This is a genomic window from Pseudomonas sp. Pseusp15 (assembly GCF_059492165.1).
Genome location: NZ_CP168523.1, coordinates 6,062,354 through 6,074,820 on the forward strand (window position 1 = coordinate 6,062,354; position 12,467 = coordinate 6,074,820).

14 protein-coding genes are annotated in these 12,467 nt (G+C 60.0%); 3 read left to right on the top strand and 11 right to left on the bottom strand.

Annotation, left to right across the window (positions count from 1 at the left end; translation table 11 throughout):
• Nucleotides 1–3: 3 nt before the first annotated feature.
• The 7 genes from ACEN8R_RS27430 to ACEN8R_RS27460 form a co-directional block, all read right to left on the bottom strand.
• A complete protein-coding gene (locus ACEN8R_RS27430) occupies nucleotides 4–432 on the bottom strand; it encodes a DUF350 domain-containing protein (RefSeq protein WP_018925663.1) in 429 nt (142 codons plus the stop codon).
• Between the two features lie 14 nt (nucleotides 433–446).
• Entirely contained in the window at nucleotides 447–1,121 is a 675-nt protein-coding gene (locus tag ACEN8R_RS27435) for a DUF2491 family protein (RefSeq protein WP_018925664.1), read from the bottom strand.
• Nucleotides 1,108–2,142: an ion channel gene (locus ACEN8R_RS27440; protein ID WP_018925665.1), complete on the bottom strand. Its 1,035-nt coding sequence runs from the start codon at nucleotides 2,140–2,142 to the stop codon at nucleotides 1,108–1,110. The genes ACEN8R_RS27435 and ACEN8R_RS27440 overlap by 14 nt, the downstream gene beginning before the upstream one ends.
• Nucleotides 2,143–2,213: 71 nt before the next feature.
• Nucleotides 2,214–2,777, bottom strand: coding sequence for a rhomboid family intramembrane serine protease (locus tag ACEN8R_RS27445; protein WP_018925666.1), 564 nt, complete (start codon nucleotides 2,775–2,777; stop codon nucleotides 2,214–2,216).
• A 247-nt stretch (nucleotides 2,778–3,024) separates the two neighbouring features.
• A complete protein-coding gene (locus ACEN8R_RS27450) occupies nucleotides 3,025–3,723 on the bottom strand; it encodes a PspA/IM30 family protein (protein ID WP_007933675.1) in 699 nt (232 codons plus the stop codon).
• Nucleotides 3,724–3,747: 24 nt separating this feature from the next.
• The gene (locus ACEN8R_RS27455) at nucleotides 3,748–4,329 is read right to left on the bottom strand and encodes a YjfI family protein (protein WP_018925667.1); all 582 of its coding nucleotides are present in this window, start codon (nucleotides 4,327–4,329) and stop codon (nucleotides 3,748–3,750) included.
• A 281-nt stretch (nucleotides 4,330–4,610) separates the two neighbouring features.
• Nucleotides 4,611–5,159 carry a cysteine hydrolase family protein gene (locus ACEN8R_RS27460; protein ID WP_018925668.1) on the bottom strand — a complete coding sequence of 183 codons (549 nt, stop codon included), beginning with the start codon at nucleotides 5,157–5,159 and terminating at the stop codon, nucleotides 4,611–4,613.
• A 101-nt stretch (nucleotides 5,160–5,260) separates the two neighbouring features.
• Between ACEN8R_RS27460 and ACEN8R_RS27465 the strand changes: the two genes are divergently transcribed.
• The 3 genes from ACEN8R_RS27465 (at nucleotide 5,261) to ACEN8R_RS27475 (ending at nucleotide 8,323) form a co-directional block, all read left to right on the top strand.
• A complete protein-coding gene (locus ACEN8R_RS27465; RefSeq protein ID WP_495624484.1) occupies nucleotides 5,261–6,256 on the top strand; it encodes a GlxA family transcriptional regulator in 996 nt (331 codons plus the stop codon).
• 209 nt (nucleotides 6,257–6,465) lie between these two features.
• Nucleotides 6,466–7,575, top strand: a complete 1,110-nt coding sequence (locus tag ACEN8R_RS27470) for a DUF3182 family protein (RefSeq protein ID WP_495624485.1) — start codon at nucleotides 6,466–6,468, stop codon at nucleotides 7,573–7,575.
• Complete coding sequence (locus ACEN8R_RS27475) at nucleotides 7,565–8,323, top strand: alpha/beta hydrolase family protein (protein ID WP_018925671.1); 759 nt, start codon at nucleotides 7,565–7,567, stop codon at nucleotides 8,321–8,323. Before ACEN8R_RS27470 ends, ACEN8R_RS27475 begins: the two co-directional genes overlap by 11 nt.
• Before the next feature lie 42 nt (nucleotides 8,324–8,365).
• On the opposite strand, the gene ACEN8R_RS27480 is transcribed toward ACEN8R_RS27475, so the two are convergent.
• From ACEN8R_RS27480 to ACEN8R_RS27495, 4 genes are read right to left on the bottom strand one after another with little or no spacing between them, the layout of a single operon-like run.
• Nucleotides 8,366–9,352 (bottom strand): lysylphosphatidylglycerol synthase domain-containing protein, encoded by a 987-nt coding sequence (locus ACEN8R_RS27480; protein WP_495624486.1) that lies wholly within the window; start codon nucleotides 9,350–9,352, stop codon nucleotides 8,366–8,368.
• Nucleotides 9,349–10,635 carry a cardiolipin synthase ClsB gene (gene clsB / locus ACEN8R_RS27485; protein WP_064620680.1) on the bottom strand — a complete coding sequence of 429 codons (1,287 nt, stop codon included), beginning with the start codon at nucleotides 10,633–10,635 and terminating at the stop codon, nucleotides 9,349–9,351. Before clsB ends, ACEN8R_RS27480 begins: the two co-directional genes overlap by 4 nt.
• Complete coding sequence (locus tag ACEN8R_RS27490) at nucleotides 10,632–11,429, bottom strand: endonuclease/exonuclease/phosphatase family protein (protein ID WP_018925674.1); 798 nt, start codon at nucleotides 11,427–11,429, stop codon at nucleotides 10,632–10,634. The genes clsB and ACEN8R_RS27490 overlap by 4 nt, the downstream gene beginning before the upstream one ends.
• Nucleotides 11,426–12,352 (bottom strand): DUF72 domain-containing protein, encoded by a 927-nt coding sequence (locus tag ACEN8R_RS27495; protein ID WP_018925675.1) that lies wholly within the window; start codon nucleotides 12,350–12,352, stop codon nucleotides 11,426–11,428. The genes ACEN8R_RS27490 and ACEN8R_RS27495 overlap by 4 nt, the downstream gene beginning before the upstream one ends.
• Between the last annotated feature and the right edge of the window lie 115 nt (nucleotides 12,353–12,467).

Below are 12,467 nucleotides of genomic sequence, written 5' to 3' on the forward strand. Positions count from 1 at the left end.
CAATCAGTTCTGGGAAGGGGTCATGCACGCGGCGTTCAACATGCCGACGCTGATGGCCACTGCCGCGACATAGATACCCGCTGCGATTTCGCCGTTCTTGATGCGTTCAGAGGCGCCTTTGAGCACCAGGCTGGTCACCAGGAACGCCAGCAGTTGGACGAAAGCGGCGATCACCGCCCAGACGACGAAGTCCAGAATGCTGATCGAGTAGGCGATCACATTGCTGGCCGGAATGGCGAATCCGATGATGGCACCGCCCAGGGCGATGGCGGCCGCAACGTTGCCCGCACGGATCAATTCGAATTCCCGGTGCGGTGTGATTCGGGTGTAGATGAACTGGAACAGCGCGAACAGCACGGCGGCGCCGAGGATGTACAAAACAAACCCGAGTACGGCGGCTTTGTTCAGGGAGATAGAGAGCGCTTCAAGCATGGACTTCTTCCTTTTTAAAAAGTGTTCAGGTCGGTGGTGTACAGCGAAATACCCAGCGAAGTGCTCAAGCTGATGGTGCCCTCGGCGTCTTCTTCGACGGAAAACAGCAGGAATTCTCGGCGATCGGTCAGGCCGGTTTCGCGGGCGTACAACATCGAACGGTGCCCGATGCTGTAGGTCTCATCCGGATTCTTCAGGTGTTCGCTCAACGGCACCAGTTCGGTCTGGCCGTTCTCGGTGCCCCATTCGCGGGTGTATTCGACCCCGTTTAGGGTGTAGGTCGGCAGGCCGATCAGGCTTTGAGGACCGGCCAGCCGCCGCAGCTCCGCTTCACTGTTGATGGTGACGTAACTGAGGTAGTTGAACAGGATCACCGACTCGACCTGTCCGGCAATGTCGCCGGTGGTGTGCACTTGCAGCCAGTAATCCTCGTCGTTCATGTAATAGCGCGACAGCCAGTTCGACTGCCCGAGATCGACGGTGCCGGCGCTCCAGATCTGTTGGGAGCCAGGGATGGTCACGGTGGTGTTGCCGTCGAGCAGCAGCTTCAGGGAGGTGTCGAACATAACCTCTTTACCCAATGCCAGGCCGAGCGGGCCGCTGACTGGCAGGTTGTCGTTGGCTGTCCATTTCGATTCCGTATTCGCTTTCGGGGCCTCAAGCCCCATCAACTGTTTAAACCATCCCATTGGTGATTTCCTTGAGGCGAGTGGAGGCGATGTAGAAGAGTTCGCCGCCCTCGACGCGAGTGGCGCCGGGCGGGTTGATCGAAGGCTGTCGGGCGCCTTTGGCGCGGTAGCCGATAAGGGTCGCGTTGTGGTGTTCTTTCATCTGTGCGTACAGATCGCCAAACGTTGCTTCGAAGGAGTCGGGCAGTCTCATCAGGTATTGGGTGGCACCTTGGCCCACGCACAGCAATTCATTGATGACCACTGACGAGCCCGGATCCTGAGAGGCGCGCACCAACATCTCGATGGCCATGCTTGAGGTGCATTCCAGGCTGGGCGCGTAGGCACTGGCGAGCGCGGCGATTTCACTTTCATTGAAGTGGGCGACCACATGCCCGACCGGGCTCAGTTGATTGACCGCCAGCACGGTGGCCAGGGTCAGATCATCTGAATGGGTACGCACCAGTACGCGTTCGGCGCCAGGCACGCCGGCACGCAGCAAAAGCGCGGCGGATGACAGGCTTTCACCTTTGATAAAGGCGGCCTTGCCCGGCATGGGGTTTTCTTCGAGGTCGCAATCGCAAATGACGATCAGGTTGTCATTGGACGTTTCGTCCTGCAGCAGCAACTCAATAACCCGCTCGCTGGACGCGCCTTCCCAGCCGATGAGAACGGTATGGCCGACCTTACCGGTGAAATCGCCTTTGCCCTTCATGCCTTTTCTCCATACATCGATGACACTGCTGGTGGTTTTGCCGATGGCTGCCGTCAGCAGCGCAATGCCCCCGAGCATGACCCAGGTGGCCACGAAAATCCGTCCCGCAGCTGTCTGTGGCGCAAGATCGCCGTAGCCGACGGTGAGCGTGGTGGTGAGATAGAAGTAGGTGAACGTGGCGGGAGCGATGAGGTGTTGTTCGCCCAGAAGCACCAGGCCGAGCCAGGCCGTGGTCAGGTGTACGCCCAGTGCAATGGCCAGGCCGGCCCAGCCGAAGCGATGGAAGAAGGACGCCGCGTACGCGCGCAATAAAAGGAAAATCGACATTTCGTCCCTGACTCCGTGGGGGCTTATTCCTGGCGACGTAATCGCTCGGGCATCTAAGTGCTCGAGTGTGGTTACCGGGCGGCATTAAACCTGCTGCGCGGCGTAGATAACAGTACCTTGGCTGCAATATACCCGGCGATTGCAGCAAAAATATGCCCTTCGAAGGAAATGCCCCGGCGAGGAAGGAAGCCAACAACCAGCCCGCCATAGAGCAGGGCCACGACACTGGCGGTTATCAGGTTGCTCCAGCTCCTCTGGAACCAGGCGCGCGACAGGAGATACGCCCACAGCCCGAACACCCAGCCGCTGGCACCGATATGCACGCCGGCAAAACCGAACAGCCAGATCAGCGAACCGCCCAGCAAAATGATGATAGCGCTGACGGCCATGAACCGGTTGAGCCCTTCGACGATGACCAGGGTACCGAGGATCAAAAAGGCAATCAGGTTGGCACTCAGGTGCGCAAAGGATGTGTGCAAGAAAGGCGAGGTGATGATGCCGACCAGTCCGTGCAGGGTTCTCGGAACCAGGCCGAAGGCGTTAAGGCTGTAGCCGGTCGCCACATTGAGCAGTTGCAGCGCAACCATGAAGATGGCCAGGCCAGCGATTGTCTTGAAACCCTTCAGGGCATCCATCCTTGACCTCGACTCGACAGTAAAGAAGGGCGATCAATTAATGCCTGTCAGTTAAGAGATAGAACAAGCACTGAGTAAAGTTGTGGCGAGGGAGCTTGCTCCCGCTGGGCCGCGCAGCGGCCCCTCTTATCCCCAAAAAGAAGGGACTGCTGCGCAGTCCAGCGGGAGCAAGCTCCCTCGCCACAGGGTCAGTGCACTTGACTGACTGGCATCAGGGCAATGAATGCCCTTTCTGCTGGGGTATTGCTTACTCGGCCGATTTTTTCTTCAGGCGTTCCAGGATCGCATTGGCGCTGCCTTCGTCCGGCGTGATGCCGGCTTCGCGCAGTTTGCGCTCCAGGTCGGTGCCGGTCGACGCATCGGCCAGTTCGTCCTGGGCTTGCAGTTCAGCGGCGCGTTGCTGCTGCTTGGCCTGCAGGCGGTTCAGTGTACCGACGGCGGTTTCCAGCTTGCCGTTGGCGCCGCCACTGGCGATCGAGGCGCTGACCTGGGCTTTCTGTACACTTTCACGAGCCTTGGCCATGTCCACTTGCTGGCGCAGGCTTTTGATGCGGTTTTCAGCCTTGGTGATGTCTTTACGCATGTTGTCGGCGTAACCGCCGAATTCGGTGGCCTGCTTTTGCTCGACATCCAGTTCATTGGTCAGGGTCGAAATGGCTTCGGCCACTTCCAGTGCCAAGTCTTCGCGGTTGGCCTGGATCGCGGCCAGGGCTTTGGATTCCAGGTCCTTGATCTTGGCGTTGTACTCGCTGACGCGGTCAGCCGACAGTTTGTGCTTGGCCATGATGGTGACCAGCTCACGCTTGGCGTTGGCCAGCGCGCTGTCAGCATCGCGAATTTCCTGGTCGAGAATGCGCAGGGCCTGTTGGTCGACGATCGATTCGCCGACTTCGTTGGCACCGCCACGCAGCGCGGTGAACAATTTGCTCCAGATGGACTGAGTCATTGGATATATCCTGTTCCCGAATAATTAATTGAAGAAGCGTTCAAAGGCTTCGCTGGCGCGCTGGACGTTGTCGACGAGGGTTTTGATCTCAGTCACGACGTTGGTCAGGCTGGAGTCGGAGCTCAGCGCGCCGAACATGTTGTAAACGACCTGCCCGTTGGGCATGGACTCGATACCGATCGAGGACAGCGGGAACATTTCCCGGCTGCGCAGAACGGCATCATTGAATGCCGGGACGTCGTTGATCGACTCGACATCGACCAGGACCGTATCGACGATGATCTGATCGCCAACCACTGCGATGTAAATCGGCAAGCCACCGAAATCGTTCATTTCCAGCTTGATGCTGGATTCGGAGCCTTGAACGAGGGAGAGGGTGATTTCGTTCGCAACCACTTCGTCGAGGGCCTGGAGGGCGCTGTAGAGGCGATCGATGTTCCAGTTATTACCTGCGCTCATGTAATTCTCCGACATGAATGAGCCAGCCAGAATCGGTTGGCGTAGCTGTTTCTCCATCTGCTTGAGCAGGCTTCGATTTTCGGGAAGCACCCAAGTCTCGTGTTTCACATAGCCGGCGGCACCCAGGCCCGCGCGCATCTGCTTCATGTAAAAGCTCGATGGTTTTTTCGCGGAGGGTTTCGAGCGCTCTCCTTTGCGGCTCGCTGAATCGGTAACAGACCCGGTAGGCGGATCTGATGGAGAGCTGCTTTTCATGGTGCTGATCCCGTTGTGAAAAAACTCACGCGTGATAACACTACAGGCTATTTTTGCAGCCCTCAATAGCTCACGCGTGAGATTTTTTCGACGGTTGCGCAGGTGTATGAAAAAGAAGGGAAGCAACATGATTCCGATCAGTTAAGCGCAATCCTGTGGAACGAGCTTCTCATCTAACCAGCCAGAAAGTCATCGGTGGACACCACGCTGGCATAGGCAAAACCCAAAGCCGACATGAACGCGGCATGCACATGGGCGGCCGGGACGGTGACGCCGTTGAACTCCAGATCAAGGGTGGCACAGGCGTCGTGGATCACCGTGACCGTATAGCCGAAGTCCGCTGCGGCACGGGTGACGCCGTCGATGCACATGTGGCTCATGCTGCCGACGACCACCAGGTGTTCGATACCTTGCTGGTCGAGGATGGCCTTGAGTTCGGTTTCGCGGAACGCGTTGACGAAGTGCTTGAGCACCACCGGTTCATCGGCGCGGTTCAGGACTTTGGGGTGCAGCTTCGCGCCGTCGGAGCCCGGGGTGAAGAACGGCGCGGCGTCGGAGGTGAATTCGTGGCGGATGTGCACCACCGCGTCACCGGCCTCGCGAAAGGCCTGGATCAGCCGTGCAGCGTTGTCTGCGGCGGCATCGGCGCCCGCCAAAGGCCACTTGCCCTGGGGGAAGTAGTCGTTCTGGATATCGACTACGATGAGTGCTTGCTTGGCCATGAGTGTTTCCTCGAAGTGCTTGTTGGGTGTGATTCAAGTATCAGGTTCTGCAGGCCGTCCGAGGATTGGCCGCACCGACAATAGAAGGGGGAAAACTGACAATGGGCGTAGAAAGGGCAGTCGTCGAATTGGGCGTGCTGATCTATCCCGGCGCGCAGATGGCGGCGGTGCATGGGCTGACGGATCTGTTCGGGGTGGCCAACCGGATTGCCGCAGAGCATCAGACAGCGCAGTTGCCGTTGTTGCGGGTCAGTCATTGGCGGGTCGAGGGCGATCAGGTGCCAGAGCGGGTCTATGACAGTCAACCCGGCCCGGCCGAAGCGTTGGTCGCGGTGTTGATCCCGCCGTCGATTGGCGGCTTTTCCGCGGGCCAGGCATCGCAAGGGCTGATCCGCTGGATTCGTCAGCAACACGCCAGTGGTGCGACGTTGGGCGGGGTTTGCGTGGGGTCGATCCTGTTGGCTGAAAGCGGCCTGCTCGACGGCCGTAGCGCCACCACTCATTGGACCTCGGCCAAAGCCTTCGCCGAGCGTTACCCGGCGATCAAGCTCAAGGCTGACACGCCCATCGTCGATGACGGCGATCTGATTACCACCGCCGGGCTGATGGCCTGGTCAGAGCTGGGGTTACGGCTGGTGAACCGCTTGCTGGGGCCGAGCATTGCCACTAGCACGGCACGCTTTCTGGTGGTGGAGCACAGCGACAGCGCGAGCGAATGCGGCAGTAATTTTTCACCGATTCTCAGCCATGGCGATGCCTCGATTCTCAAGGTCCAGCATTGGCTGCAAAGCACCGGGGCGGTCGATGTCTCGCTGGCGGCAATGGCCGATCGGGCGGGGCTGGAAGAGCGCACCTTCCTGCGGCGATTCCGCGCGGCGACCGGGTTGAAACCCACCGAGTACTGCCAGCACCTGCGCGTCGGCAAGGCGCGCGAGATGCTCGAATTCACCAACGGCACCATTGATCACATTGCCTGGACCGTGGGTTATCAGGACCCGAGTGCGTTTCGTGCGACGTTCAAAAAGATTACCGGGCTGGCGCCGAGTGATTACCGGACGCGGTTTGGCGTGACGCCGCCAGCTGTTGTGGCCCGGTAGCCAGAGCACGCCAGATCAAGAAAATGTGGGAGGTTTGAGTCGTGCAAAATGCCGGAGTCCTGAAGGGCGTCGTGCATAATCAAACAGGCGTAATGCCATTACTGTCTGGGCAACCGGCTGATTTAACAGTCGTTCTTCATCAGCCGCCATTGGCCTGATCCCTGCACCCCTCCAGCTACATTTATCCAACGCAGATTGAAGGGGGACGCATGACCCCAACAAATCGCAAGAAACTGGTACTCGCCCATTCGGTACGGCCCGATGCCCCGCTGCACGAAGTTGAAACCAATCGGGCGCTGGCTCGTTGGCTGGCGCAGATCGTCGGGCTCGAATACGGCGGCAGTTACGACCCGCAACTGCACAGCGGTCGTGACCGCTATCTGTTGCCGACCCAGACGCTGGTGGGCGCCGCTATCGCCCGGAAGCTGGGCGTCAAAGGGCCGGAGGATTTGTGGGGCGGTTACGTCGACCACGATTTCATCTGCACCAAAGCCATCAGTCATGGGCTGTTGAACCGCTATGCGTTCGCGCCCGAAGGCTGGGCAACGTTGTTTTGCGAACGGGTGCGCAGCGTCGTGCTCGATGGCCTCAGCGTGTTCTCCCTGGACGATGCGCGCCCGGCGGCGGAGCACCTGCTCTACAGCGGCCCGATCCGCATCAAGCCTATTCACGCCTGCGCCGGACGCGGTCAGGAAGTGATCAAGAGCCTTGACCAGTTCGACGCCATCCTCGCTCGCCCCGAGGCCAAGACACTGTTCACCGAAGGCGTGGTGCTGGAGCAGGACTTGACCGAGGTGATCACCCACAGCGTCGGCCAAAGCTTCATCGGCGACAAAGTGCTGAGTTATTGCGGTGATCAATACTTGACCGAAGACGCTCAGGGCGAGCAGGTTTATGGAGGGTCCAACCTGTTGGTGGTGCAGGGTTATTATGAGGACCTGCTGGCGCTGGAACTGCCGGATGACGTGAGGCTGGCGATCCAGCAGGCACAGGTATTCGACAGTGCGGCGGATGAAGCCTACCCCGGTTTCTATGCCTCGCGGCGCAATTACGATATTGCCCAAGGGCTGGACTGCAACGGCCGACAACGCAGCGGCGTGCTCGAACAATCCTGGCGTTTGGGCGGTGCCAGTAGTGCTGAAGTCGCGGCGCTGCAAAGCTTCGTCCACGACCCCGGCCTGCGTGCGATTCGCGTGTCGTCGGTCGAAACCTATAGCGATCAATCGCTGCCGGAGAACGCCATCGAGATTTACCGCGGGCCGGCGGAGCGCAGTGATTTTCTTCTCAAGTACGTGACGGTCAAATCCTATGACGGCTAGAAGCGAAACCATTCAGATCGACATCGACGATGAACAGATGAGCGGGACCTTCCTCAGCCCCAAATCGAAAGTCCCGGGGGTGCTTTTCGTCCACGGCTGGGGCGGTAGCCAGGAGCGCGACCTGGAGCGCGCCAAAGGCATTGCCGGATTGGGTTGTGTGTGCCTGACGTTCGACTTGCGTGGCCATACCGGCGGGACCGGCATTCCGTTGTCCAGGGTCACCCGCGAAGACAACCTGCGCGACCTGCTGGCAGCCTACGACCGTTTGCTCGCCCACCCGGCGCTCGACACCTCTGCGATCGCGGTGGTCGGCACCAGTTATGGCGGTTATCTGGCGGCGATCCTGACGACGTTGCGTCCGGTGCGCTGGTTGGCGCTGCGGGTGCCGGCATTGTATCGCGACGACTTGTGGCACACGCCCAAGCGTGAGTTGGACAAAGCCGACTTGCGCGACTATCGCGGCACGCTGGTGCGCGCCGACAGCAATCGCGCGTTGCACGCCTGCTCGCAATTCACCGGGGATGTGTTGCTGGTGGAGTCCGAGACCGATGCCTATGTACCCCACGCGACGATCATGAGTTACCGCGCCGCGTGTCAGCAGACTCACTCGCTGACTCACCGGATCATCGATGGTGCGGATCACGCCTTGAGCGACCCGGTTTCGCAACAGGCGTACACCTCGATTCTGGTGGATTGGATCACCGAGATGGTGGTGGGTGAGCGGTTGAGCATCATTCAATCGAGTTGAGAGAGGCGGTGGTCTTGCGGCCGTTCGCGGGCAAACCACATCTCACCGAGGTTTCTTCGAGATCCGCAACGACTTGGCCTTGGCTTCCACCACCAGATACATCAACACCGTTATCAACAGCGGCAGAATGAAATAGATCGCCCGATAAGCGATCAACCCCGCCACCAGGCTGCCCCGCGATACTTCGTGCTGCAGCAGCGCCACGAACACCGCCTCCAACACACCGAGCCCGGCCGGGATATGGGTGATGACCCCGGCAATGGCGCTGATCAGCAACACACCAAGCACCAGCGGATAATCCAGTTTGCTCGGCAGCAACGTGAAGATCACCGCCGCCATCAGCGCCCAGTTCAGTGCGCCGAGGGCCAGTTGCAGGATTGCCATGCGTAGCGACGGCAGAATGATATCCACGCCGCGAACCGACCATTTCCGGCGCCTGGAATACCGGCAGGCCGCCAGATATCCCATGCTCAACAACAGCAACAAAATCCCCACGTCCTGCAGTGCATTGCTGCTCACTTTCCAGCCCGGCGGCATTCGCATCAGGCCGCTGCTGAACACCGCGCCGGCAATCACCATGTAGCCGAACCAGTTGGTCGCCAGGCTCAGCCCGAGGATTTTTGCGATGTTGCCTTTGCTCACGCCGAGCCGCGAATACAGCCGATAACGCATGGCGACACCGCCGACCCAGGCGCTCAGGTTGAGGTTGAAGGCATAGCTGATGATCCCCACCGGGAGGATCTGCCGCCAGGTCAGGTTCTGCCGGATGTAGGTGCGCCCGATCAGGTCGAAACAGGCATAGACCAGAAAGCTTGCCAGGGTCACACCTGACGCAATGATCAACGTGCGTACTTTGAAATCAGCCAGGGTATCGAACACTTCGTTCCATTCGATGCGCTGGGCGAGCATCGTGAACAACACGATCAGCGCCAGGAAAAACAGCATCGTCAGCGGCCTTTTCCAGCGGTGCCAGTGGTGTTTGCCCGGCGTGTCGGAGTGCGACGCAGGCTGCGCTTCGGAATGGCTCATGCCTTGGCGCTCCCGGGTGGGTGGATGAAGGGCTTCAGGCGCGGTTTATGCGCCGGCAACCAACCGGCCCATGCGGGGAAATGCCGCAGGAAGTGAAACACCAGAAAGCCGATGGTCATGTCCCAGATCCGCCCGCGAGGGGCTGTGTCCACCGACATGACCTTGCAATGGTTGCTGCTCAACTCGTCGAGACGCTCGTACAGATCGCGGTTGAAGATACGGTCGCGGATCAGCACGTTGGCTTCCAGGTTCAGGGACAGGCTCAGCGGATCGAGGTTGCTTGAGCCGACAGTGCTCCAGTCCTCGTCGACCAGGGCGACTTTGCCGTGCAGTGGGCGGTCGCAATATTCGTAGATCACCACCCCGGCCCGCAGCAGGTAATCGTAGGTCATGCGCGCGGCGAGCCTGGCCACCCGCAGGTCCGGTTGTCCCTGAAGAATCAGGCGCACCTCGACCCCCCGGCGTGCCGCATTGCGAATCTCGCGCAGCAGCCGATAGCCTGGAAAGAAGTAGGCATTGGCGATCACCACGCGACGCCGGGCACTGCGCAGCACCTGCAAATACACCTCTTCGATATCGTTTGGGTGTTCTGCGTTGTCGCGATACACCAGCCGCACCTGACCGTCATGATCGCTGACCGCCAGTTCAGCGTGCCGCTGCCGGCGGCGCTGCCACCAGTATTTGGCCCGAGCCGGTCGACCGCTTTTTAGCAGGGCGAAATGATGAATATCGGCCACTGCCGGGCCTTGCACTTCAACCGAATAATCCTGCTTGGCCTCGGGGCCGAAGTCGGCCAGATGGTCGGCGGAAAAATTGATCCCACCGAGGAACGCAATCGTGCCGTCGACCACCACAATCTTGCGGTGCAGACGGCGGAACCAGTTGGTGCGGATGCCCAGGTGACGCGGGGCAGGGTCGAATATTTGCAGGTGCACGCCTGCGTTGCTCAGGGCGGCGAGGAACGCCGTACTCAGTTCGCCACAACCAAAGCCGTCGAGACTGACCGTGATACGCACACCGCGTTGCGCCGCTTCAATCAGGATCTGTTGAAGCTCATTGCCGACCTTGTCTTCGAACAGAATGAAGGTTTCCAGGAGGATTTCCCTCTGGGCCTGGCGCAGCACTTCAAACACCCGTGGAAAGTACGCCTCACCGTTTTCCAGCAACTCGACCCGGTTGTTACCGTGCCAGCCGTATTCAACTTCAGTCACCGCAGGCTCGCGCACGGGGGGAGGAGGGGAGACGTGTTCGACCGTGGTTTTTTCCATCGATGGGCTGCTCATAACTCGATCTCCACCGACAGGGGCGCATGGTCGGAAAGGTGTGACCAGGGGCGTGCCGCCAGCACTTGCGGATGGCTGGCCTTGAGATGGCGCACGTAGATGCGGTCCAGGCGTAACGCCGGCAAACGCGCGGGGAAACTGCGCGCCGGTTTGCCATGCTGCTCGGCAAAGACCTCACGCAAACCGCAAGGCTTGAGCAACGCATCGGCGCGTTGGCGCCAGTCGTTGAAGTCGCCGGCGACCACCACCGGGGCATCTTGCGGTAACTCTTCCAGGCGTCGGATCAGCAGCTTGAGCTGTGCCGTCCGGTGGCTTTCGCGCAGACCCAGATGGACGCAAATGGCATGCACTTCCCGGCCATCGCCGGGCATCCGCAACACGCAATGCAGGACTCCACGGTTTTCATGGCCGCTGATGGACACGTCGAGGTTGTCGTGGCGAATGATCTGGAATTTCGACAACAGTGCATTGCCGTGATCGCCCGCCGGGTAGACCGCGTTGCGCCCGTAGGCGAATTGCGGCCACAGGCTATCGGCAAGGAATTCGTACTGGGGCATCGCCGGCCAATTGTTGTAGCGCTGGGGATGCTGTTCGTGGGTGCCGTGGACCTCCTGCAAAAACACCACATCGGCGGACACACTGCGCACCGCTTCGCGCAACTCGGGCAGGATGAAGCGCCGATTGAGTGCGGTGAACCCCTTGTGGGTGTTGACCGTCAGCACGGTGAAGCGGCTCACGGCATTGATGATGGGTTGCTGTTCATCCGTTCCGCCGACCGGTTCGGGAATGCTCATGGCAGCGCTCCTTCGGCAACCGGCTCGCCGGGGGCCGTGACCAGGTCTTTGTCGAGATGCAAACGCTCAAGCAGGTGGCGGGCATCGAAGGGCGCGCGGACTTTGATGTCGTTATCGAAATAGCAGAACACTTCCCGGGATCTGCGAGTCTTGGGTTTTTGCCGGGGCGCGATCAATTGCGGATCTGCCGGTTGCTGGCCGTGATGCCAGGCCTCGATCCGCTCGCTCCAGCGTTGCAGCGCTTGAGGGGTGTAACCGCTGGCGTAGAGTTCTTCGGCGCCGTGCAGGCGCAGGTAGACGAAATCACTGGTGAGGTCTTCGCGGTACGGCCATTTGCCGGCGGTGTCGGCAATCACCAACGCGGTGTTGTAGCGTTTGAGCAGCCGGACGAAGGCCGGATCGACAAAGCTTTCGTGGCGAATTTCCACGGCATGGCGCACCGGTTTTTTGCCGTAGGCCTTCATGCTGGCGTGACCGTTCAGACGTGGTTCGTGCTGGCGGGCAAGGGCGGCGGCCTGTTCGGTGTCGTGGGGCAGTTGTTCAAGAAAGTGTTCGAACAGCTCCGGGTCGAATTTGAAGCTGGGCGGGAACTGCCAAAGGATCGGGCCGAGTTTTTCCTTGAGTTCCAGCACCCCGGAGGCGAAGAAATTCGCCAGGGGTTTATGGATCTCCCGCAAGCGCTTGATGTGGGTGATGAAACGCGGCGCCTTGACGCTGAACACGAAGCCCGCCGGGGTTTCGGCGTACCACTGGGCGTAACGTTCGGGCCGTTGCAGGGCGTAGAATGATCCATTGATTTCGATGCTGTTGACCGCCCGTGACGCGAATTGCAATTCGCGTTTGTGGGTCAGCCCCTTCGGGTAGAAGGCTCCCCGCCAGGGCGTGTAGCGCCAGCCTGAAATGCCGATATGAATCGCCGCCATGTCGCCTCCCATCCTCGGACAGCCCTGTCTTTTGATGACTGCCAGGCGTGCGAGAAAGTTTCGACGGGGCTACGGACGGTAAAAGCAAAAGATCGCAGCCTTCGGCAGCTTCCCA